The sequence below is a fragment of the Pseudoduganella sp. LjRoot289 genome (genome assembly GCF_964252925.1).
In the GTDB taxonomy this organism is placed as follows: domain Bacteria; phylum Pseudomonadota; class Gammaproteobacteria; order Burkholderiales; family Burkholderiaceae_D; genus Rugamonas.
On sequence record NZ_CAXUPN020000001.1, the window covers coordinates 994,386 to 1,016,781 of the forward strand.

At 63.4% G+C, this 22,396-nt stretch carries 19 protein-coding genes and 2 pseudogenes; 16 read left to right on the forward strand and 5 right to left on the reverse strand.

Translation table 11 applies throughout. From position 1 onward, the window contains the following. The 7 genes from ACSQ8Y_RS04490 to ACSQ8Y_RS04520 all read left to right on the forward strand — a co-directional run bounded on the left by ACSQ8Y_RS04490 (position 1) and on the right by ACSQ8Y_RS04520 (position 7,293). The gene (locus ACSQ8Y_RS04490; RefSeq protein WP_436265253.1) at positions 1-990 is read left to right on the forward strand and encodes a sugar phosphate isomerase/epimerase family protein; all 990 of its coding nucleotides are present in this window, start codon (positions 1-3) and stop codon (positions 988-990) included. A gap of 11 nt (positions 991-1,001) precedes the next feature. Next, positions 1,002-1,379 carry a C-glycoside deglycosidase beta subunit domain-containing protein gene (locus tag ACSQ8Y_RS04495; RefSeq protein ID WP_436265254.1) on the forward strand — a complete coding sequence of 126 codons (378 nt, stop codon included), beginning with the start codon at positions 1,002-1,004 and terminating at the stop codon, positions 1,377-1,379. A gap of 8 nt (positions 1,380-1,387) precedes the next feature. Continuing rightward, a complete protein-coding gene (locus tag ACSQ8Y_RS04500) occupies positions 1,388-2,446 on the forward strand; it encodes a sugar phosphate isomerase/epimerase family protein (RefSeq protein ID WP_436265255.1) in 1,059 nt (352 codons plus the stop codon). Between the two features lie 9 nt (positions 2,447-2,455). After that, entirely contained in the window at positions 2,456-3,610 is a 1,155-nt protein-coding gene (locus ACSQ8Y_RS04505) for a Gfo/Idh/MocA family protein (RefSeq protein WP_436265256.1), read from the forward strand. A gap of 221 nt (positions 3,611-3,831) precedes the next feature. Continuing rightward, positions 3,832-6,045: a TonB-dependent receptor gene (locus ACSQ8Y_RS04510; RefSeq protein WP_436265257.1), complete on the forward strand. Its 2,214-nt coding sequence runs from the start codon at positions 3,832-3,834 to the stop codon at positions 6,043-6,045. Positions 6,046-6,061: 16 nt separating this feature from the next. Next, positions 6,062-6,988: a VOC family protein gene (locus ACSQ8Y_RS04515; RefSeq protein WP_436265258.1), complete on the forward strand. Its 927-nt coding sequence runs from the start codon at positions 6,062-6,064 to the stop codon at positions 6,986-6,988. Continuing rightward, positions 6,985-7,293, forward strand: coding sequence for a hypothetical protein (locus tag ACSQ8Y_RS04520; protein ID WP_436265259.1), 309 nt, complete (start codon positions 6,985-6,987; stop codon positions 7,291-7,293). The genes ACSQ8Y_RS04515 and ACSQ8Y_RS04520 overlap by 4 nt, the downstream gene beginning before the upstream one ends. An 8-nt stretch (positions 7,294-7,301) precedes the next feature. Here the strand turns inward: ACSQ8Y_RS04520 and ACSQ8Y_RS04525 are convergent, their stop codons facing one another. Beyond that, the gene (locus ACSQ8Y_RS04525) at positions 7,302-7,646 is read right to left on the reverse strand and encodes a Rieske (2Fe-2S) protein (protein ID WP_436265260.1); all 345 of its coding nucleotides are present in this window, start codon (positions 7,644-7,646) and stop codon (positions 7,302-7,304) included. Positions 7,647-7,807: 161 nt separating this feature from the next. Here ACSQ8Y_RS04525 and ACSQ8Y_RS04530 point away from each other — a divergent pair, with 161 nt between their 5' ends. The 4 genes from ACSQ8Y_RS04530 to ACSQ8Y_RS04545 all read left to right on the forward strand — a co-directional run bounded on the left by ACSQ8Y_RS04530 (position 7,808) and on the right by ACSQ8Y_RS04545 (position 12,042). Next, positions 7,808-8,593: a cyclase family protein gene (locus tag ACSQ8Y_RS04530; RefSeq protein ID WP_436265261.1), complete on the forward strand. Its 786-nt coding sequence runs from the start codon at positions 7,808-7,810 to the stop codon at positions 8,591-8,593. 43 nt (positions 8,594-8,636) lie between these two features. After that, complete coding sequence (locus tag ACSQ8Y_RS04535; RefSeq protein WP_436265262.1) at positions 8,637-9,797, forward strand: alpha/beta hydrolase family protein; 1,161 nt, start codon at positions 8,637-8,639, stop codon at positions 9,795-9,797. 113 nt (positions 9,798-9,910) lie between these two features. Further along, positions 9,911-11,038, forward strand: coding sequence for an FAD-dependent oxidoreductase (locus ACSQ8Y_RS04540; RefSeq protein WP_436265263.1), 1,128 nt, complete (start codon positions 9,911-9,913; stop codon positions 11,036-11,038). Between the two features lie 14 nt (positions 11,039-11,052). After that, the gene (locus ACSQ8Y_RS04545) at positions 11,053-12,042 is read left to right on the forward strand and encodes a fumarylacetoacetate hydrolase family protein (protein ID WP_436265264.1); all 990 of its coding nucleotides are present in this window, start codon (positions 11,053-11,055) and stop codon (positions 12,040-12,042) included. A 37-nt stretch (positions 12,043-12,079) separates the two neighbouring features. Here the strand turns inward: ACSQ8Y_RS04545 and ACSQ8Y_RS04550 are convergent. Further along, positions 12,080-12,370, reverse strand: a pseudogene (locus ACSQ8Y_RS04550) (helix-turn-helix domain-containing protein); the annotation flags it as partial. A gap of 17 nt (positions 12,371-12,387) precedes the next feature. Beyond that, a pseudogene (locus ACSQ8Y_RS04555) lies at positions 12,388-13,280 on the reverse strand (IS3 family transposase); the annotation flags it as partial. Between the two features lie 128 nt (positions 13,281-13,408). Here ACSQ8Y_RS04555 and ACSQ8Y_RS04560 point away from each other — a divergent pair. From ACSQ8Y_RS04560 to ACSQ8Y_RS04570, 3 genes are all read left to right on the forward strand, one after another. Then, positions 13,409-14,589 (forward strand): IS3 family transposase gene (locus tag ACSQ8Y_RS04560; protein WP_436265265.1). Its coding sequence is split into 2 segments (ribosomal slippage): positions 13,409-13,658 and positions 13,658-14,589, totalling 1,182 coding nucleotides; the frame shifts between segments, so codons are not numbered across the junction. 307 nt (positions 14,590-14,896) lie between these two features. Next, on the forward strand, positions 14,897-15,187 hold the full coding sequence (locus tag ACSQ8Y_RS04565) for a nucleotidyltransferase family protein (RefSeq protein WP_436265266.1): 291 nt from the start codon (positions 14,897-14,899) through the stop codon (positions 15,185-15,187). After that, the gene (locus ACSQ8Y_RS04570) at positions 15,184-15,573 is read left to right on the forward strand and encodes a HepT-like ribonuclease domain-containing protein (RefSeq protein ID WP_436265267.1); all 390 of its coding nucleotides are present in this window, start codon (positions 15,184-15,186) and stop codon (positions 15,571-15,573) included. The genes ACSQ8Y_RS04565 and ACSQ8Y_RS04570 overlap by 4 nt, the downstream gene beginning before the upstream one ends. Positions 15,574-15,805: 232 nt before the next feature. Here the strand turns inward: ACSQ8Y_RS04570 and ACSQ8Y_RS04575 are convergent, their stop codons facing one another. Next, positions 15,806-16,702, reverse strand: coding sequence for a LysR family transcriptional regulator (locus ACSQ8Y_RS04575; protein ID WP_436265268.1), 897 nt, complete (start codon positions 16,700-16,702; stop codon positions 15,806-15,808). A 102-nt stretch (positions 16,703-16,804) separates the two neighbouring features. Here ACSQ8Y_RS04575 and ACSQ8Y_RS04580 point away from each other — a divergent pair, with 102 nt between their 5' ends. Continuing rightward, positions 16,805-17,260 (forward strand): ester cyclase, encoded by a 456-nt coding sequence (locus ACSQ8Y_RS04580; RefSeq protein ID WP_436265269.1) that lies wholly within the window; start codon positions 16,805-16,807, stop codon positions 17,258-17,260. A gap of 74 nt (positions 17,261-17,334) precedes the next feature. Here the strand turns inward: ACSQ8Y_RS04580 and ACSQ8Y_RS04585 are convergent, their stop codons facing one another. Further along, a complete protein-coding gene (locus ACSQ8Y_RS04585; protein ID WP_436265270.1) occupies positions 17,335-20,406 on the reverse strand; it encodes a diguanylate cyclase domain-containing protein in 3,072 nt (1,023 codons plus the stop codon). A gap of 344 nt (positions 20,407-20,750) precedes the next feature. Here ACSQ8Y_RS04585 and ACSQ8Y_RS04590 point away from each other — a divergent pair, with 344 nt between their 5' ends. Beyond that, entirely contained in the window at positions 20,751-22,196 is a 1,446-nt protein-coding gene (locus tag ACSQ8Y_RS04590) for a nucleoside hydrolase-like domain-containing protein (RefSeq protein WP_436265271.1), read from the forward strand. Positions 22,197-22,396 lie beyond the last annotated feature (200 nt).

The following is a 22,396-nucleotide window of genomic DNA, read 5'->3' on the forward strand; positions in this document are numbered from 1 at the left end:
ATGAATAAACAGCACAGCATCAAGCGCGGCGTGTCCCTCTACAGCTATCAGTACGAGACATTCCTGCGCCGGATGACCCTGGACGACTGCATTGCCCACGCCGCGAGCCTGGGCGCGCGCGGCATCGAAGTGGTCAGCGAACAATCCTTCACCGGTTTCCCCAACGTGCCGCAGCAGCAGATCGACGGCTGGTTCGCGTCGCTGGAGCGGCACGGCGCCTACGCGCAATGCCACGACATGTTCCTGGACGTGAAGCTGTACAAGGACCGCAAGCTCAATTTCGGGGAGATGGTGGCGTCGCTGCAGCGCGACCTGCATTTCGCCAAGCGCATCGGCTGCCGCAATGTGCGCGTGATCGTCAATACGCCGCCGGAAGTGGTGGTGGCCTGCGTACCGCTCGCCGAGCAGCTGGACGTGCGGATGGGGATCGAGGTGCACTCGCCGTTCCACTTCGACCATCCCTGGATCTTGCGCTACACCGAGCTTACCCGCGCCACCGGCTCCGACCATGTGGGCTATGTGCCGGACATGGGCATGTACACGAAGAACTATCCGCCGGTGTTCCGCGACCGCTTCCTGCGCAACGGCGCCACTCCGAAGATCGTCGAATTCATCCTCGAAGCGCATGCCGCGCGCGTGCTGGCGGACTACGTGCTGATGGACGTGCGCAAGATGGGCGGCAATCCGGTCGACCTGCAAATGGCGGAGACGCTGCGCCACAATATCTGGAGCAATCCGCGCCGCATGCTGGAGTTCATGCCCTGGATTTTCAACATCCACGCCAAGTTCTACGAGATCGACGACAGCGGCAAGGAGCCTGCCATTCCTTACGAGGAAATCATCCCGGTGCTGATCGAAGGCGGCTACGACGGCCACCTGTCGAGTGAATACGAAGGCCAGCGCCACATCGAGGACGCTTTTGAAGTCGATGGCCGCGAGCAGGTGCGCCGCCAGCATGAAATGTTCAAGCGCCTGTTGGGCGAAGCTTAAGGAAACCACATATGTACGATCAACACATCATCTATCCCGGCAGCGTCGAAAACATCGAAGGCGGCTGGCGGCTGGGCGCGCGTCTGCCTTACTATCGCGGCCAGATCCTGTCCGCCGTCGAGGACGTGGCGCTGACCGTGGACGGCGTCAAGGTGCCGCGCGAGGCCGTGCGTTTCACGGTGCGCGGCAAGACCCGCACGCTGGACGAACTCGAAACTACCTACGACGAGCGCTGGGAATTCGGCGAAGTGGCCGAGATCTCGGTGCTGCAGCCGGGCGGCCTGTCCGCCGGCGCGCACCAGGTGACGGCGGCGGTGCAGCTGCGGATCTCCTACCTGCCCTGGAGCCCCGTCACCAGCTGCACCGTCAGCGCCACCATAGCCGGTTGAGGTCATCCATGGCAACCACGATCAAGGGACCGGCCATCTTCCTGGCGCAGTTCGCCGGCGAGCATGCGCCGTTCAACAGCTGGGACGCGATCACGCACTGGGCCGGAGACCTCGGCTACCAGGGCGTGCAGCTGCCGACCAGCGACCCGCGCCTATTCGACCTGGCGCTGGCGGCGCAAAGCAAGACCTATTGCGACGAGGTGGCCGGCATTGCGCGCGGCAATGGTGTCGCCATCACCGAGCTGAGCACCCATTTGCAAGGGCAGCTGGTGGCGGTGCATCCAGCCTATGACGAAGCCTTCGACGGTTTTGCGCCGGCGCCGCTGCGCGGCAATCCGCAGGCGCGCCAGCAGTGGGCGGTGCAGCAGATGCTGCTGGCGGCGAAGGCGTCGGCCAACCTGGGATTGACGGCGGCTATCAGCTTTTCCGGTTCGCTGGCGTGGCCGTTCGTGTACCCGTGGCCGCAGCGCCCGGCGGGCCTGGTCGAATCGGCCTTCGACGAACTGGCGCGCCGCTGGCTGCCTATCCTCGACGCCTACGACGAAGCGGGCGTGGATCTGGCGTTCGAGCTGCATCCGGGCGAGGACCTGTTCGACGGCGCGACCTTCGAGATGCTGCTGGAGCGGGTGCGGCACCATCCACGCCTGAACATCGCCTACGATCCCTCGCACTTCCTGCTGCAGCAGCTGGACTACCTCGGCTTCATCGACCGCTACCACGAGCGTATCAAGGTCATGCACGTAAAGGACGCCGAGTTCCGGCCGGACGCGCGGCAGGGCGTGTATTCGGGCTACCAGGGCTGGGCCGAACGGGCCGGCCGTTTCCGTTCGCTGGGCGACGGCCAGGTCGACTTCAAGGCCATCTTCTCCAAGTTCGCGCAGTACGGCTTCCAGGGCTGGGCGGTGCTGGAATGGGAATGCTGCCTCAAGCATCCGGAGCAGGGCGCGGCCGAGGGCGTCGGCTTCATCCGCGACCACATTATCCGCGTGACCGACAAGGCCTTCGACGACTTTGCCGGCAGCGGCGCCGACCCGCAGCGCAATCTGCGCATGCTGGGCATCGCTTAGGGAGGCCGCATGGACCAGACGAGTACTTTCCCGGGCCGCATCCGGCTCGGCATGGTGGGCGGCGGGGAGGGCGCCTTCATCGGTGCCGTGCACCGCCATGCGGCGCGCTTCGACGACCGCTACCAGCTGGTGGCCGGCGCCTTGTCGTCCAGCGCGCAGGCATCGCAGCGCTCAGGGAGTGCGCTGGGACTGGAGCGCATCTATGACGACTACCTGCAGATGGCGCAGACCGAGGGCGCGCGCGAAGACGGCATCGAGGCGGTGTGCATCGTCACGCCGAATCACATGCATGCGCCGGTGGCGCGCGCCTTCCTGGAGGCCGGCATCCACGTCATCTGCGACAAGCCGGTCACCACCAACAGCGGCGATGCGCGCATGCTCAAGGCGCTGGCCGAGCGGCACGGCCTGCTGTTTGCGGTGACGCACAATTATTCGGCCTATCCCATGGTGCGCCACGCGCAGCAGATGGTGCGCGAGGGCGCGCTGGGCGAGATCCGCGTGGTGAACGTGGAGTACGCGCAGGACTGGCTGGCCGCGCCGCTGGAGCAGAGCGGGCAAAAGCAGGCCGCCTGGCGCACCGATCCGGCCAAAGCGGGCGGCGGCGCCATCGGCGATATCGGCTCGCACGCCTGGCAGTTGGCCGACACCATAGCCGGGCTGCCGCTTGAATCGCTGGCGGCGCAACTGAGTTCCTTTGTGCCCGGAAGGGTGATCGACGACGACGTGCAGGTGCTGCTGCGCTATCGGGGCGGCGCGCGCGGCATGCTGTGGGCCAGCCAGGTCGCGCCGGGCTGCGCCAATGAGTTGCGCATCCGGGTGTTCGGCAGCGCCGGCGGCCTCGAATGGGCGCAGCAGCAGCCCAACGAGCTGTTTTGGACGCCGCTGGGCGAACCGACCCGCATTCTCACCCGCGGCAGTGCGGCCATGAACGCGGCCGGTGCGCGCACCAGCCGCGTGCCCGCCGGGCATCCGGAAGGCTATATCGACGCTTTCGGCGCGCTCTATCGCGAAATCGCCGACCACCTGCTGGCGCGGCGCCATGGCGGCGATCCCGGCGCCGCGAGTTTCCCGACCATCGACGACGGCTTGCGCGGCGTGCTGTTCATCGAAACCGTGCAGGCGTCGTCGCGCGCGGGCGGCCTTTGGACGCCGCTGCCCTCCTGATCCGGCCAGCGCTTCCTGTTGCTCCGCGCGGCCCCGTCAAGCGATTGACGGGGCTATTTTTTTATGGGTAAGCCATTTCCTGCGGTGCTCCTATCCGGCCCATGGATGCGAGCTATCCGTAATATAGGCTGGAGCTGTGGGTGGGTAAGCGCCTATCATTTTTCTGCGTACCCAACCCAGAGCGGCATCCCAAGAAGTGCCGCGCACATTAGGAGATAACCATGCAGAACCCACAGCTGACTTCCATCGCCCAGGCCTTGATCGCCATTGGCGCCCTGTCCGTCGCCGGCGTCACCATCGCGCAAGAGGCCGAAGCCAAGAAGGACTCCGGGCTGACGGAAGTGATCGTCACCGCACAGAAGATTGCGCAACCGGCCAGCAAGACGCCGCTGGCGCTGTCCGTCATTTCCGGCGAGGACCTGAAAAACGCCGGCACCGTCGATCCGCGCGCGCTGGGCACCACGCTGCCCAACGTCGAGATCGCGCAGGAGAGCGGCATGCTGCAGGTGGCCATACGCGGCGTGACCAGTCTGGACATGACCGAAAAGGGTGATCCATCGGCCGCCTTCCACGTCGACGGCGCCTACGTTCCGCGCTACGAAGCGCAGGCAGTGGCCTTCTACGACCTGGATCGCATCGAAGTGCTGCGCGGGCCGCAGGGCACGCTGTACGGCCGCAACGCCACCGCCGGCGCCATCAACCTGATCACCAACAGGCCCACGCGCAAGCTGGAAGGCAAAGTCGGCCTGGAGATCGGCAATTACAACACCGTGCGCTACGACGGCGTGCTGAATATTCCGCTGGGCGAGGTGTGGGCCTTGCGCGCCGCCGTGAACGCCAACAAGCACGACACCTTCCTCAATCCCGGTCCGAATAAAATCAGCCTGGAAAGCCAGGACGACAAGTCGGCGCGCGTGCACCTGCTGGGCAGCTTCAGCCCCGAGACCAGCCTGCTGCTGACCGCGGAGCACAACAAGATCGGCGGCGGCGGCGTGGCGCCGGTGCCGCTGACGAACTTCTTCAGCGGCACCCCGACCGGCACCTTGCCCTTCACCGCGCCAGGGCGGGGCAACGACCTGCTCAATCCGGTGTACGTGGACCGCGGCAGCGACGCGCAGCGCACCACGGCCTGGGAGTTCAAGCAGACCGGCCAGCGGGAGCGCGACAACTTCGCCAATTCGCTGCGCGGCGAATTCAAGACCGTGCTGGCCGGCGCCGAACTGACTTACCAGGTGGCGCAGATGCGCATGCATGTGGACCAGTTGAACAACGGCGTCTACTTCGGTTTCCCCTTCACCAACAGCAACAACGGCGAAAGCACGGCGCGCTCGCACGAACTGCGCATCAATTCCACGGGCGCCGGTGCGCTGCGCTGGGTCGCCGGGGTCTACCACTTCAACGAGGACGTGTTCCGCGACGCGCAGTACAACACCTACGTTACCGCGCCGTTCGGCCAACTGGTGGTGAACCTGCCATTCCTGGCGTCCATCAACAACCAGTCGAAGGCGGCGTTTGGCCAGGCCACCTATTCCTTGCGCGACGACACCCGCCTGACCATGGGCCTGCGCTACACCCGGGACCGCAAGTCCGGCTACGATCCGCTCAGCGGCCAGGCCGCCGTGCCGCCGGCCACCACCAGCGCCAAGGCCTATGCGGCCGACGTCGCCTTCACCAATACCAGCTGGAAGGTGGGTGTCGACCATGACGTGATGCGCAATGTGATGCTGTATGCCAGCATATCGACCGGCTACAAGTCGGGCGGCTTCAATGCCGAAGCCGATACCGGCAGGTATAAGCCGGAAACGCTGACGTCGTACGAAGCCGGCGTCAAGGGCCGCTTCCTGGACAATCATCTTCAAGTAGCGGCCAACGTATTTCACTACGACTACAAGGACCAGCAGCTGACCATCACCACCTGCCGTACCAACGATCCTGCCACCTGCCATTCCTTCACCAGCAATGCCGCGAACTCGGTGGTCAACGGCGCGGAACTGGAGGGCAAGCTGCGGGTCGGTGCGGGCGGCGAGCTGCGCGCGACCATGGCTGCCACCGACGCCCACTACAAGGGCTATCGTCCGGGCGCCAATATCGACTACACGGGCGAGAAGCTGGACCGCGCGCCGACCTCCACCATCGGCCTGTCCTACACCCACCGCTTTACGCTCGATAACGGCGGCGAGATCGCGGCCAACGTTGGCACCCGCCATTCGACTTCCTACTACCTGAGCGACCCGACCCTGGACATCCGTTACCGCCAGCCGTCGTTCCGCAAATCCGATGCATCGATAGCCTACGACAGCCCTGGCGGCAAGTGGAACGTGCAGGTGTTCGTCAAGAACATTGAGGACGAGATCACCATCCAGAGCCGTGTGCCGGGCTCCTTCTTCATCAGCGACCCGCGCACCTACGGTATCCGCGGCAGCTACAACTTCTAACAGAAAGCATCAACTCATGAATATCATTGGACCGGATGCGCTGGTCTTCGGCGTCGACGACGTGGAAGCCTGCGCGCAGTATTTGACCGACTACGGGCTGGAACCGGCGGGTGCGGGCCGTTTTGAAGCGCTCGACGGCACCGCCATCGTCATCGCGCACAAGGACAGCGACGCCTTGCCGCCGGCGATGGGCACCGCCAGCATGCTGCGCAAGACCGTCTACGGCGTGGCCGAGCAAGGCGTGCTGGACGCCATCGCCGAGGAACTGGGGCGGGACCGCGAGGTGCGCCGCCTTGGCGACGGCAGTATCGAAGCGGTGGACGACATGGGCTTTGTGCTGGGATTCCAGGTCAGCGTTCGCAAGCCGCTGGACCTGCGCGCCGAGGCAGTCAACGCGCCGGGCGCCAGCACCCGGCGCGCCATCAACGTGCCAGCCGTGGATGAGGGGGCGGAGGCGCGTCCGCGTTCGCTGTCGCATGTGGTGTATTTCGTACCGGATGCGCAGAAGGCGGAAGCCTTCTACCGCGACCGGCTGGGCTTCCGCTGCACCGACAGGCTGCTGGACGCTGGGCCGTTCCTGCGGCCGGCCGGAAGCGAGGAGCACCACACCTTGTTCCTGATCCAGACGCCGCCGTTCATGAAAGGCTGCGAGCACTTCACCTTCCACATGGGCGGCCCGACCGAGGTACTGCTGGCCGGCACGCGCTTTGTCAACAAGGGCTATCAGTCGTTCTGGGGGCCGGGACGGCACAAGATGGGTTCGAACTGGTTCTGGTACTTCAACAGTCCGCTCGGCTGCCACGTGGAATACGACGCCGACATGGACAGCCATGACGATTCGTGGGTAGCGCGCCAGGCGCCCATGAGCGCGGACGCGTCGCAGCTGTTCCTGTTCCAGGCGCGCGAGAAGTGGGCGCCGGGCGGCCCGCCGCCGGGTGCATGAAACTCGCCTCCCTGAACACCGGCGATCCGGACGGCCGCCTGCTGGTCGTCTCGCGCGACTTGAGCGTGGCCGTGGACGCCGGTTTCATCGCGCCCAGCATCAGCCGCGCGCTGGAACGCTGGGACGAAGTGGCGCCGCGTCTGGAGGTGCTGGCGCGCGCCATCGACGCCGGCGCGCATCCGTCGGTGTTCCCCTTCGACCCCACGGCCTGCAGCACCATACAGGACGTCAGCCTGTCAGGCAGGCTGCTGACGCAGCAGGTACACGCTGCCGCCACGCCGCCGCCGTTCTATTCGTTCTGGTAGCCTTGGGCTCACGGATTCAGGCGCACGGTGATGTCGCCGTCCTCGCTGATATCGACGGCCAGGCTGGTGAGCGATTGTCCCAGGCATGGGCCTTGCACGCAGTTGCCGTCGCCAATCTCGAACAGCGCGCCGTGTGCGGCGCACACGATGTGGGTGCGCTGCGCGTTCAGATAGGCATGGCGCCGCCATGCCATCGGCGTGGCGCCGTAGTGCGGGCACAGGTCGCGGTAGGCGACGACTTGGCGGCCGCGCCTGACCAGCAGCACGCTGTCTTGCCCCTGGCACAGGGGATCGAATCCGCGCGCCTCGCCATCCGGCAGGTCGTCCAGCTTGCACAGGCGGTATGGCTTCATCGCGCTGCTCCTCCATTGTGTTCGGGGGACACGAGTTTGCGCAGATATGCCAGGTAAGTAAAATCGCTTGCACGAATAGCTCGAATCGGTATAAACGATTTTACAGATATGCCCGGCCTGCATAGGATGCCTGAGTCGAGCAACCATGAAGAGGAATTGCCATGCCACGCCGTTTTGTCGATCTGTCGATCTATCTGGAAAACGAAGTCCTGTCCGATCCGCCTATCCTGGCGCCAAAGATCGAATATCAAAACCACAGCCAGACGTTGGGTGAATTCATGCATCTGCTGCCCGGCACCAAAGCCGTCGACTTTCCCGACGGCGAAGCCGCGGCAGCGGAGTGGGTGCGCCTGACCACACACAGCGGCACCCACCTCGATGCGCCTTACCACTTCCACTCGACCATGAACCGCAAACTGGGCGAGGCTGAGCGTTCGATCACCATCGACGAAGTGCCGCTCGAATGGTGCTTCCAGCCAGGCGTAAAGCTGGATTTCCGCCACTTTGAAGACGGCTACGTCGTCACCGCCCGGGACGTGGAGGCGGAACTGGCGCGCATCGGCCATACGCTGCAGCCGCTGGAAATCGTCGTTGTCAACACGCGCGCCGGTTCGCGCTATGGCCAGCCGGATTACGTCAATTGCGGCTGCGGCATGGGCTACGAGGCGACCATGTATTTGCTGGAGCGCGGCATCCGCGTCACCGGCACCGATGCCTGGAGCTGGGACGCGCCGTTCAGCTACACGGCCAAGCGCATCCAGGAAACGGGCGACGTCAGCCTGATCTGGGAAGGCCACAAGGCCGGCCGCGACATCGGCTACTGCCACCTGGAGAAGATGCACAACCTGGAGGCGCTGCCGGCGGACGGCTTCACGATCAGCTGTTTCCCGCACAAGATCCGCGCCGCATCCGCCGGCTGGACCCGCGCCGTCGCCATCTTCGACTGAACTGCGCCGCCGCAACACGATCAATCACAAGAAGGAAAGCATCATGTTCAAATACTTCCCGGCCAACTACGTCTGGAACCTGTCGGTCGACCTGGCCATCGAGATGGGCGCGCGCATCGGCGAAATCGAAGAAATGTGCGCGCCCTTGCAGGACGCCGCCAAGCAGCAGGATGCAGCCGGCAGCAAGGCCTTCCGCGAAACCTGGACCCACATGGCCGACAAGCTGTGCGCGCTGGCCGAGGAGGACGAGCAGCGCGGACGCCTGATCTCGGCCGGCGACAAATACGGCCGCGCCGCAACCTACTACCTGACTGCGGAGCGCCTGCAGGCGCACGGCGCGCCCGGACGCGTGGAACTGTACCAGCGCTTCATCGAGGTGTTCAACCGAGGCATTGCACTGGCGGGCGAGAACTGCGAGCGTGTCGAAATCCCTTACGGCGATACGCATCTTTCGGGCTTGCTGGTACGGGCCGAGGGCATCACAGGACCGGCGCCGCTGCTGGTGCAGGTCAACGGCCTGGATTCGACCAAGGAGATGAAGTACCGCGTGGGCCTGCCGCGCTGGCTGGCGCAGCGCGGCGTGGCTTCGCTGCTGATCGACCAGCCCGGCACGGGCGAGGCGCTGCGCCTGCAAGGCCTGACCGCCGTCTACGACAGCGAGCGCTGGGCCAGCAAGGTGGTGGACTGGCTGGAGACCCGCAGCGACGTCGACGCGAAGCGCATCGGCCTGGAAGGCGTGTCCCTGGGCGGCTATTACTGCCCGCGTGCGGTGGCCTTCGAGCCGCGCTTCGCCTGCGGCGTGGTCTGGGGGGCAAACCACGACTGGCGCGATGTGCAGAAGAAGCGTCTGGCCAAGGAAGGCAGTTTTCCCGTGCCGCACTACTGGGAACACGTGCGCTGGGTGTGGGGCGCCGGCGATATGGAGCAGTTCATGCGCATCGCCGACAAAGTCCACCTGGACGGTGTGCTTGACCGCATCAAAGTGCCGTTTCTGGTGACGCACGGCGAGAAGGACTCGCAGATCCCGCTGCACTGGGCGCAGCGCACCTACGACCAGCTGGTCAACAGCCCACGCCGTGAGCTGAAGATCTTCACGCAGCGCGAAGGCGGCGTGCAGCACTCCAGCTTCGACAACTCGGCCAACGCCGGCGCCTACATCGCCGACTGGGTGGCGGAGGCCCTGGGCGGCCGCACTGCGCTTTAGTCGGACGGACAAGCAATGACTACCAACCGACCGGCTGGCCGGGGGCGCGCAGGGCTGGCATTGGTTCCGGGACGGGCAGGCGCAGGCGTAAAAACATCGCGAGAGAGAGCGGCATGGCACAAACAAAGAGAGTTCTGATCATCGGCGGCGGCTTCTCCGGCATGGCTGCCGCCATCGAACTGCGCAAGCGGGGCATGGAAGTTGAGCTGGTGGAGATCGATCCGTCCTGGCGTTCCTACGGCGCCGGCATCAGCCTGGGCGGCGCCACGCTGCGCGCGTTCGGCACGCTGGGCATCCTGGACGCATTCCTGAAACGCGGTGCTGGCACCGACGGTGTCGATATCTGCACGCAGAACGGCCATCGGCTTGCGCAACTGCCGACGCCGCGCATCGCCGGCCCGGACGTGCCGGGCGGCGGCGCCATCTTGCGCCCGGTGCTGGCCGGGATCTTGTCCGAGGCCACGCGCGCGTCCGGGACGCGCGTCCGGCTCGGCTGCACGTTTGATGCCATAACCCAGGACGGGCCAGGTGTGCACGTCAGCTTCACGGACGGCAGCAGCGGGCGGTATGATCTGCTGATCGGTGCCGACGGTCTGTATTCTGCAATACGCGCGCGGCTGTTCCCCGCGGCTCCGGCGCCGCGGTACACAGGGCAGGGCGTGTGGCGGGCGGTGCTGCCGCGCGCGGCCGGGGTGGAGCGGGCTGTCATGTGGCTGGGGCCGAAAATCAAGGTCGGCCTGAATCCGGTGTCGGCCACGGAAATGTATATGTACGTGACCGAGGACCGGGCTGAGAACAGCCACATTCCGCCGGCCGAATTCCTGGACCGGCTGCAGGCGTTGCTGGCGCCGTTCAACGTGCCGCTGCTGCAGTCCATCCGCAGCGAATTGAGCGTGAGCTCGCAGATCATTTACCGTCCGCTGGAACGCTTGCTGCTGCCGCGCCCATGGAGCGCAGGCCGTGTCGTGCTGATCGGCGATGCCGTGCACGCCACGACGCCCCACTTGGCTTCCGGAGCCTGCATCGGCATCGAGGATGCCATCGTGCTGGCGCAGGAGCTGGAACGTCACGAGGATATGGCGTTGGCGCTGGCGTCGTTCGAAGAGCGCCGCTGGGAACGTTGCCGCATGGTGGTGGATAACTCCGGCCGCCTGGGCGAAATTGAAATCACCGGCGGCGACAAGGCCGAGCATGGCCGCATCATGCGGGAAACGCTGGACGCGCTGAATTTGCCGATCTGATCAGGGGAAACGAGATGAAATTCGCAAGCTTGAAATCGGCGTCGCCCGACGGCCGCCTGGTGCTGGTCGCGCGTGACGGCGCAACGGCCGTGGAGGCGCACGGCATTGCCGCCACCCTGATCGATGCGCTGGAACGGTGGGAGCAGCTTGCGCCTGCGTTGCAGGAATTATACGGCCTGCTGAACCAAGGCTGTGCGCCGGGCAGTTTCGCCTTCGACCCGCGCAACTGCGCGGCGCCGCTGCCGCGCAGCTACCAGTGGTGCGATGCGTCGGCCTTCCTGAATCATGGCAGGCTGATGGAACGCGCTTTCAACACCGAGCCGATACCGGACTTCGAGACGATACCCGTCATGTACCAGGGCGCTTCGGACGACTTTCTCGGCCCGCACGACGACGTCGCGCTACCGGATGAAAGCCAGGGCATCGACTTTGAAGGCGAGTTCGGCGTCATCGTCGGCCACGTGCCGATGGGCGCAACGGCGCAAGCGGCTCAGCAGCAGGTGCGGCTGCTGGTGCAGCTCAACGACTGGAGCTTGCGCAAGCTCGGCCCGCGCGAGATGGCGACAGGTTTCGGCTTCTTCCAGTGCAAACCCTCGACCAGCTTCGCGCCGCTGGCAATCACGCCGGATGAACTGGGCGACCGGTGGAGCGACGGCCGCGTCAAGCTGGCGCTCGCAGTGCGCTGGAACGGCGCTTGGTTCGGCCACCCGAACGGTGCCGAGATGAACTACAGTTTCGGCGAACTGATTGCGCACGCTGCGCGTACCCGCCGGCTATCGGCCGGCACGGTGATCGGTTCCGGCACCGTGTCCAACGTTGATCGTGGCGCCGGTTCGGCTTGCATCGCCGAGCGCCGCGTGATCGAGATCATAGACCAGGGCGAAGCGCGTACCGGTTTCATGCGCTTCGGCGACACGGTGCGGATGGCGGCGCAGGACTCGCAGGGAAACATGCCCTTCGGCCTGATTGAACAGCGCGTCGTCGCTGCCGTGCCGGCGGGCTAACCGTGCCCGGGCCGGCGATGCGCCCCAACGCCTCAACTCACCAAGCCCGTTCCGACTGGCGGAAGACCTTGGGCGTCACGCCGACCCGTTTTTTGAACAGGCGGCTGAAGTAAGCCGGATCCTGAAAACCGAGCTCATAGGCGATGCTGGCAATGCTGGCTGGCAGATAAATCAGTTTGGGGCAAGCTTCCAGCATCAGCCTGTCTTGTGTCAGTTCAAAGGCGGACTGCCCGGACAGCTTCAGGCAAAGGCGGTTCAGCCGCGGGTGCGTGATGCGCAACGCATCGGCATAGCGAGCCACTTGCCATTGTTCCTTGTAGTGCCGCTTGAATCGCCACGAGTCTGCTAGACACCCGCGAGCCGTTCAAAATGCCTTCGCTCAAACTCTGCTGGCGAAAGCCTGTCATTAAATCCGTGACGGCGCTTCGGATTGTAGAACATCTCGATGTAGTCGAAGATGTCCTGCTTGGCGTCGCCCCTGGTTGCATAGGTCTTGCGCTTGATGCGCTCGTGCTTTAACAGCTGGAAGAAGCTCTCCGCGACAGCATTGTCGTGACAGTTTCCACGCCGGCTCATGCTTGGTTCAAGCCGATGCGCCGTCAAGAAATCCCGCCAGTCCTTGCTGGTGAACTGCGAACCCTGATCTGAATGAACCATCACTGGATCGGCCGGCTTGCGCCGCCAAACCGCCATCAGCAGCGCATTCATCGCCAGCTCCGTGTCAATCCGTGAACTCATCGACCACCCGACGACCTGGCGTGAAAACAGGTCGAGTACCACTGCCAGGTATAGCCAGCCTTCATGGGTTCGAATGTAGGTTATGCCCGTCACCCAGACTCGGTTGGGCTTAAGCACGTCAAATTGCCGCTGCAGGTGATTCGGCGCCACCACGATGGCACGCCGCCGCCTTTCCACTTACGCTTGCCGTATCCGGTCTGCGAGCGTAGCCCCGCTGAGCGCATGATGCGGTGAACGCGATTGATGCCGCATCGCTCGCCCAAGTCGCGCAGGTCTATGGTTACCTTGCGGTAACCGTAGACCGCGCCGCTTTCCAGCCATGACTGCTTAATGTGACCGAGCAGGCGCTTGTCTTCTTTGGCCCACTTGCTTTCTGGCTGAAGGCACCACGCATAGAAACCGCTGGGATGAACTCTCATCATCTTGCACAAGCGCCGCACCGGAAATTCGTCCTGTACTTCCTGAATGAAGGCGTACCTTACCCGGACGTCTTGGCAAAGTGAGGTGCCCTGTCAATGGTGGAGACTCCTGTTTCAAGCAGCCAGCTCCTGTTTGCTGAAGTTATGCTGTGGTCTAATTTGCCCGGACACCTCGATAGGTGGAAAATTCACCATCTGAGGAGTTAAGCATGACAAAAAGGAAACGCCAAACATTCGATCCCAGCTTGAAGCTGGAAGTTGTCCGGATGATCAAAGAACAGGGCCTGAGCGTCCAGCATGTCAGCGAAAGCATGAGCATAGGACAGACCGCGATTCGTCGCTGGCTGGCGCAGTACGGTGCTGAGCAGAACGGTCAACCTGGCATCGGCAAGCCGCTCACCGCCGAGCAGCAGCGCATCCGGCAACTGGAGCTGGAAAATCAGCAACTGCGACAGGATGTGACCATCTTAAAAAAAGCCTCGGCCTTCTTTGCCCGCGAAATGAAATGACCTATCAGCTCATTCGGCAGTTGCAAAAGGAGGCCATCCCGATCTTACAGAGTTGCCGCGTCCTCAACGTTAGCCGGTCCGGCTATTACGAGGCGCAGCGACGTCCCGCCAAGCCGGTGGCCTGCAAGGCAGGCGTCCACCTGCGAGCCGCCTTCTCGGCAAGCCAGCAGAGCTATGGTAGCCGTCGGCTGGTCACGGCCATGGCCAATGCCGGGTTTCACCTTGGACGCTACAAGGTACGCAGCTTGATGCGCCAGGCGGGCTTGAAGCCGGTCTGGAAGCGCAAGTTCGTCCACACGACCGACAGCAAGCACGACTTGCCGATCGCCGCCAATGTGCTGAACCGGCAGTTCAATCCGAGCGCGCCCAATCTCGCCTACGCCACCGACATCACCTATATCCGTACCGGCGCGGGGTGGCTGTACCTGGCCATTGTGCTGGACCTGTACGCGCGCAAGGTGGTCGGCTGGGCCATGGCGCCGAGCATGCCAGCCAAGCTGGTCTGTGATGCGCTCAACATGGCCATCCAGCAGCGGCGACCAGCGCCGGGCTTGATCGTCCATTCGGACCGGGGCAGCCAACACGCCAGCGAGCTTTACCAGGATCTGCTATCGCGGCATGGCTTCGTCTGCAGCATGAGCCGGAAGGGAAACTGCTGGGATAATGCGGTGGCCGAACGCTTCTTCCTGAACCTCAAGATGGAGCGCGTGTGGCAGCGCCAATATGCCAACCACGCCGAGGCCAAGGCCGATATCACCGACTACATCGTCGGCTTCTACAACTGCAAACGAATCAATTCAGTACTGGGCAACCTGCCGCCCGCCATCTATGAACGGACAATGGCAGCACGCGAACCTATCGTAGTGTCCGAAATTACTTGACCACCACAGGGGCCAGGTTCGCCATCCGGAGTCCAGGCCCGTTGGCATCGATCCCGACGATCAGTCAGACATTTCGGTAGTATTTCAACTTGGGCCTAGTGCGCGCAGAGACTTTAGAGCTGTCGGCAAGCATGCGCTAAAATAGCCGTAACAATGTCCACTGCCATGCCCTGATGGTGAGCTATCTATGGCTTGCACCCGTATGTGCTAGCGCGTTGTGTTTCGCTGTCGTACCTTCGGGCATGCGCTGTTCTGGAAATTGCTTTGTAGTTCTCTTGATACTTCAATAAATTTGAAAAAGACACCCATGCGACCATCCACTGCGCTAGAACAGCACCGAATTGCCGTGCGCGAAGCGGCAAGCCGCTTCCGTACAGCGAATTTGCGCATTTTCGGGTCAGTGCTGCATGGCACCGACAGGGATGACAGCGACTTGGATCTGCTGGTTGACGCGCTTCCTGGTACGACGCTGTTTGACCTTGGCTGTTTGCAAGACGAGCTGGAATCTTTACTTGGTATCCACGTTGATCTGCTGACTCCGGCTGATTTGCCGTCGAAGTTCCGTGCCAGCGTGCTCGCTGAGGCGCTGCCTGTATGAACGATAACAGGCTGCCGGATTACCTCGACCATATGCAACAGGCTGCATCGGATGCATGCAGTTTCGTGGAAGGCATGGACAAAGATGCGTTCTTGGCGGACAAGCGCACACAGCAAGCTGTCATTATGAGCGTCATCATTATCGGTGAGGCAGCCACAAAGGTGATGGATGGCTACCCCGAATTTTCACTGGCGCATCCGGAAGTGCCGTGGCGCGGCATGCGCGGCATGCGTAACCGTATCGCCCATGGTTATTTCGATATCAACCTCGACGTGGTTTGGGATACCGTAAAGCTGGCACTTCCAGACCTGTTAAAGCAACTGCCTGCCCTGCGGCAGGACGCAGGGCAGGCAGGCAAGAATAAGAATGCAGAAGCGAAGCCGTGAGGTCTGGTTCAAGCGGTCAATTGAGCGGTTTTCGCGTAAGTGATTGATTTATATGTGTGAAAAACGGCCTGCAAAGCCGTCTAGGTCGGTTCGACTCCGATCCTCGCCTCCAGAAAAATAAAGACAGCCGACCGATGTGGGCTGTTTTGTTATCAGCGTATAGAAACTCCCGAATTCCTCATGCGTATGGACATGATTCAGACCATACGCGTACTTGATTTGGAACCGATGCTTACCGGGAGTCTTTAGGCCCAAAGGCTTCAACCGCGAAGTCTATGAAGCTCCGCAACTTTGGCGTGAGACGCCGATCCGGTGCGTACAGAATATGCATAGGGCGCGTGGGTATGCTGTACTGCGCCAAGACGACGGCCAAGCGCCCGGATTCCAATGCGGCGCGCGCCAGTTCCTCAGGCTGTAGCATCACCCCCAGGCCGGCAACGGCTGCAGGAAGCAAAGCTTCCCCATTGTCCACCATGAGCCGCCCGGAAATCGGCACCGAGACTCGTCCTTCCGGCCCGTCGAAAGTCCAGTGCGTACGTAGCTCCGTATGTGAAAAACCGAGGCACTCGTGCCCTTGCAGGTCCATCGGCGTCCTGATGGGGTCATGCAAAGCCAGATAAGAAGGCGCCGCGCACGCGACCAATCGGTAAGGCGCCAAAGGGCGTGCGATCAGTCCGCTATCAGACAGATTGCCAACTCTGAAAACGGCGTCGTACCCCTCTTCAATCATATCCACAAAACGATTCGCCATCGTCAGGTCAACGGAAACCTCGGGGTGAGCACTCAGGTATTCGTGCAGCCTCGGCGCTAACGCGTGAATGGCAAACGTCACTGGTGCGTTGATCTTCAGGCGGCCTCTGGGTACTGAACGGGATTCGGCGACCAGACTGTCCGCCGCTTCGACTTCCGCAAGAATGATCCTGGCCCGTTCGTAAAACGACTTCCCGATGTCGGTCAGGCTTTGGCGCCTGGTCGTCCTGTTCAAGAGGCGTATCCCCATGTGCCGTTCAAGCGTCTGAATGTGTTTGCCGACCAACTGCGGCGACATTTGAAGCGCATTGGCGGCAGCGGAAAATGAGCCCAAATCCACGGCTTTCACGAAGATGTCCATACTCGTCAGGCGGTCCATTAACAACATTCCATTTCAAGTGTAAATACAAAACAGTTATTTATCATACTTTGTTTGTAGTTGTAAGCTGCGTAAGCCGAAACTCACACTCAGGAAAATGAAATGAACGATACCGCCCAACGAGCAGCCCCAACTGCCGCAACAACGAATGCAAATCGCTTGTTCATGCAGCGCTTTGTTCAGTTTATCAATACCGCCGACCCCAAACTTGCCCCCGACTTGGTCTCGCCCAACGCGGCCTTCTTTGTTCCTGGCCGCCCGGATCCCTTGAGCGGGCCTGCCGGATATCTGGAGATCATCAACATGATGCGTTCCGGTTTTCCGGACATCCAGTGGACGTTGGAAGAAACGATTGCAGAGGGCGACAATGTTGTGGCTCGCTATACCATGCGCGGCACTCACCAAGGCGCATTCATGGGGGTGCCCCCCACAGGCAGGAAGATCGCCGTACAGGCGTTGAATATCTATCGCTTCTCTAAGGGACAGATTCTGGAAGAACTGGGACAACCGGATTTGCTCGGTTTGCTCCAGCAGATCGGCGGACTCCCTGCACGATAATACACATTGAACCACGCCGTGCCGGCTCTGCTCATCGTACGAAAACCGGTGTGTCGCCTCGACATCAGCGTCCGTCACGCAGCTGCGCCGTCCAGGCGCCAGGTGTTGCGCCCGGCCGCCTTGGCCTGGTACAGCGCCAGGTCGGCCGCCTTGTACAGGGTGTCGACATTCTCCTGGCTGGCGAAGCTGGCGGCGCCGATGCTGGCGCTCACGCGCATCCCGATCGCGCGGTGCTCGATGGGGCGCGCCATGTCCTCGACGATGCGCCGGCAGATCATGCCGGCGACCGTCTCATCGCCGCCGGGCGCCAGCAGCACGGCGAATTCGTCGCCGCCCAGGCGCGCCACGCGGTCCGTTTCGCGCACCGCATGACGCAGCCGATCGGCCGCTTCGACCAGCAGGGCATCGCCGGCGTCGTGGCCGAATGTATCGTTGATCTCCTTGAAGTGATCCAGGTCGATCAGCAGCAAGGTGAACGGCACGCCGTCGCGCTGGGCCTGGGCGGTCATGCGCCGGATTTCGTCGGTGAACAGGCGGCGGTTGGGCAGCCCGGTAAGCGGGTCGGCGTAGGCCATGGTTTCGAGGTGCCCCTGGGTGGCGCGCAGTTCGGCGGTGCGCTTGGCCACCATGGCTTCCAGTTCGCGCTTGTGGCGCCGCAGCAGCGCGGTACGCGCCTGCATAAGGCCTGCGACACAGGCTGCCAGCGCCAGCGCCGCCAGCGCGCGCACCCAGTTCTGCTGGTGCCAGGCGGGTAAAACGCGCACCGGCACGTCGAGCCGTGCCGGTGTCCCGCCATCGGGATCGCTTTTGCGCAGCTGCAGCGTGTAGTCGCCCGGCGCCAGGTTGGTGTAGCTGACCGGGCGCGATGCATTCTCGGTGTCGATCCAGTCGCGATCGAAGCCTGCCAAGCGGTAGCTGTGGCGCTGTTGGCCAGGGACCGCGAAATCGAGCGCGTTGTATTCAAGCGAGAAGCCGCGTTCGCGGTCGCCTGGCGTGAGCGTCAGGATGGCCGGCGCGGTAGCGCGCGGGTTGAAGGGGGCTTCGGGCAGTTTGCGCCCGCCCAGCACGATGGCGGTGACGGCAAGCGGCGCACTGTCGCGACGCTGATGCAGCCGGGCCGGCCGTACGACGGTGATGCCGGTCAGGCCGCCGAACAGGATGTCGCCGTTGGCGGCCAGCCCGCGCGAGCCGAACCAGTATGTCGGGATGTGCATGCCGTCGGCTGCGCCCAGCTTGCGTACCGCCAGCGTGACCGGGTCGATGCGCGCCAGGCCATTGTCGGTGCTGAGCCAGATGGTGCCGTCGCGCTCGCCCACCAGAGCGTTGACGCCGTTGTCGGGCAGTCCCTCGGCCACGCCGAAGCGGCGGAACCAGCGCCGCCCGGCCGCGTCGGTGCGCTCAAGCAGGGCGACGCCGGTGCCGTACGTGGACATCCATAGCCTTTCCTGGCTGTCCAGCGTGAGCGAGGAGACGTAGCCGGGCGAAATGCGGGTGGGGTCGAGCGCGTTGGTGGGCAGCAGTTCGACCGGACCGCCGTTGGGCGGCAGGCGCGCCAGGCCGGCGCGGGTGCCTATCCATGCAGAGCCATCGGCCAGCGGCAGGATAGCGCTCACGCGCATGTCACCCAGCAGCGCGTCTTCGTGGCGGAGCAGTGCGGTGGCGCCGGCGCCGTCCAGCGACAGGACCCACATGCCGTCGAAGCCGCCTACCCACAGGACGCCGTCGCGGTAGGCGAGTGCCCCGACCGGGGCATTGGCGGCGCGCTTGGCCACGGCGACTCGCCGTACCTGGCGGCCGTCGCCCTCGCTGCGGAACAGCCCTTGCTGGGTGCCGATGTAGACGCTGCCGCCGGGACCGTTGACCATCGACAGCACCCGGCCTTTAGGCAGGCCGCCGCCGCTGATGTCGGCCTGCGGCACGATTTCGCCGACCTGGCCGAGCAAGGGGTCGACGATGCGAATGGCGCCTCCGATCGTGCCTATCCAGAGGCGCCCGTCGGGCCGTACCAGCAGCTGGTGAGCGCTCATTTTTGCGCCGTCGGCACTGGTGAAACGAACGGTAAGGAATCCTTGCGGGCGCGGGTCGTGAACGCCCATGGCCTGCGAAGTTGCCACGAATATCTGCCCGCCCCGTTCGCGGAACATGGCGACTACTTCGTCGTCGTAAAGGCTGTCGGGGGTATCGGGTTGATGGCGGATACGGCGGATCTGGCCGTGTGCCGGATCGAGTTCGAGGATGCCGCCGCCTTCGGTTCCGAACCAGAGGATGCCGGGGGATTTTTCAACCATCGAGAAAATCGGCTCGCCTTGCAAGGCCGGCTTGCCGTCGGCGGTCAGCACCGGATGCGGGGGCGCCGGGCCATCGAGCGCGAACGCGCCGTGGGAACGGGTGCCGATCCAGATGCGCCCGCCGCCGTCCTGGTACAGCGAAGTTATCGCCGGTTCCTGCGCGCCGGGCGCGACCAGCGGCACGGCCTTCAGCGGCAGCCGCTCGTTGGCGCGCTGGTACAGGCCGTGCCGGGTGCCGATCCACAGCGCTCCCGCGCGGTCGTGCAGCAGCGTCGAGATGCCGCCTGTCGGCAAGGCGGTGGCGGCAATCTGTGGGGCGCCGCTGGTGGCCGCGTACACCCGGCCATCGGCACCGACGCGTTCCAGGCCGCCCCCCGTGCCGACCCAGATGCCGCCGCGGCCGTCATCGGCCAGCGCCGTCGCGCGCGCGTGGCTCAATCCCTTGGCGCCGGCGCCGATCTTGACGAAGGCATCGTGATCGGGATCGTAGCGCGCCAGCCCGCCGCTACTGGTGCCGACCCACAGACGTCCCCCGCTGTCTACCTGCAGGGAAAGGATGTAACTGTCGGGCAGGGAGCCCGGCATGCGGGCGTCGCTGACGTAGCGGCGCATGCGCACGCCGTCCCAGCGTACCAGGCCGTTTTGGGTGCCCAGCCAGATAAACCCGGCTTGGTCTTGTGCGAAGATGGTGCCAAAGCTGAAGGGGGTATCGGTTTGGTGCCGGAATGCGGTGTGGGCCATGCCGGTCCAAGGTTCCGCCGTGTCCGCCGCCCGGCTTGCCGGAGCGTACAGCGCCAGCGCCACCAGCACGATACTGGCCAGGGCAACGCAGGCGTGACGAAAGTGCATAATCATCATAAATCATTGTTTCCGACATGAATTTGTACTGTACCGTGATTGTCCTGTTTTTCGGGTGGCCCCGCGCCAGAAGCCGGGCGTGCGCCCGGAAAACAGGCGCGATTGTTGGGGATTTCCCACAAGGCAAGTGTGATCCCGGCCATGCCGGGATATGGCCATCGCTTATTTCGTTGACGCCGGACAAGCCAGGCGCCAGGCATTGCGTCGTGCGGCCTTGGCCTGGTGCCTTGCCGCGATAGGCGAGAGTAAATCGTTAGTGCCATCGGCGGATTTCATAATTGTCTTCCCGCTAGCGGTGAACCACAATTCATGCTTGCGGGCTTGCCCCTTAATTCACCAGAGACATGATGCGACTGCTTCCCATCACTGCCATGTTGGCGGCGTTTTTGACCTGCGCCCCCGCCGTTTGCTTCGCCGAACCCAAACAACGCCTGATTGTCCTCAGCGATATCGAGGCCGATCCCGACGACAGCCAGTCGCTCGTGCGCTTGCTACTGTACGCAAACCAGATCGAAATCGAAGGCATCGTCGCCACGACCTCTACGCACCAGAAGTCGCGTATCGCACCGGCATCCATGCATGCGATCATCGACGCCTACGGCCGGGTGCAAGCCAATCTGGCTAAGCATGAACCGGGTTTTCCGAAAGCGCAGGCGCTGAAAGCGGTGGTGCGCTCCGGCTCCCAACTCTACGGCATGCAAGGTGTCGGCGACGGCAAGGACTCGCCGGGATCGGACGCCATCATCAAGGCCCTGGAGAAAAACGATACGCGGCCACTTTGGGTTTCGGTGTGGGGCGGCGCCAATACGCTTGCCCAAGCCTTGTACCGGATCCGCCACGACAGGACGCCGGAGCAGGCCGCCCGCCTGGTCGGCAAGTTGCGCGTCTACACGATCTCCGATCAGGACGATACCGGTATCTGGATACGCACCCAGTTTCCCGATCTGTTTTACATCGTCAGCCCCGGCGGGTATGGCAATGGCACCTGGACTGGCATGCACTCGACCGAACCGGGCTTCGACAGCACGGAAGTGAGCAACAACTGGATCGCCGCGCATATTCAACAGGGACATGGACCGCTGGGCGCGATCTATCCGGATGTCTCGTTTGGCGTGGAGGGCGATACGCCAGCCTTCCTGTCTTTGATACCAAACGGCCTGAACGCACCCGAACATCCGAACTGGGGGGGCTGGGGTGGGCGCTACGAGTTGTACACGCCAGCGCTGGAGACGACCAATCCGGAAGGCTTCACCGGCAACGTCCCCGTATTGCAGGAGCCGCATGCCATCTGGACCAACGCCGTGGATAGTTACAGGCCGATGGTTTCCAGCGACTATGGCCGCAGCGTGCGCGCCCACGATAAGGTCTCCACCGGGTACAGGACCACCATCTGGCGCTGGCGCAAAGACTTCCAGAACGATTTCGCAGCGCGTATGGACTGGACCACCAAGCCGTACAAGGGGGCGAATCATCCGCCTGTGGTAAAGCTCGCCCCTGGCGATCGGCTGACCGTCAAATCCGGCGAAGGCTTCATGCTGAGCGCCGCCGGCAGCTCCGACCCCGATGGAGATAGCTTGAGCTACCTGTGGTTCCAGTATCCCGAAGCTGGCAGCTACAAGGAGGAGATCAAGCTGGGGTATGCGGAAAATCATCATACCGTTTCGGGGCAGGCGCCAGTGGTAAGCAAGACGGAGACCGCCCACTTCATCGTCAAGGTGATCGACAAGGGCAGCCCGGCGCTCACGCGTTACCGGCGCGTTATCGTCACTTTCGTGCCGCCTACTCCCTAAAGCACCACTTCCACGGCTGAGCATGGCTGCCACGCAGCTGACGCTTTTGACTGAGCGGGTATGGCTTCAGCCGCGCTCGCTCACGATGGGCGTGACGTTGCAGAGCGCCCTGACCAAGTCCACGACTTTGGTCTGACCACATCGTATCCAAGTTACAACGTGCATCGCAATGGCAGTTGACGCTACATTGCAAATCAGTC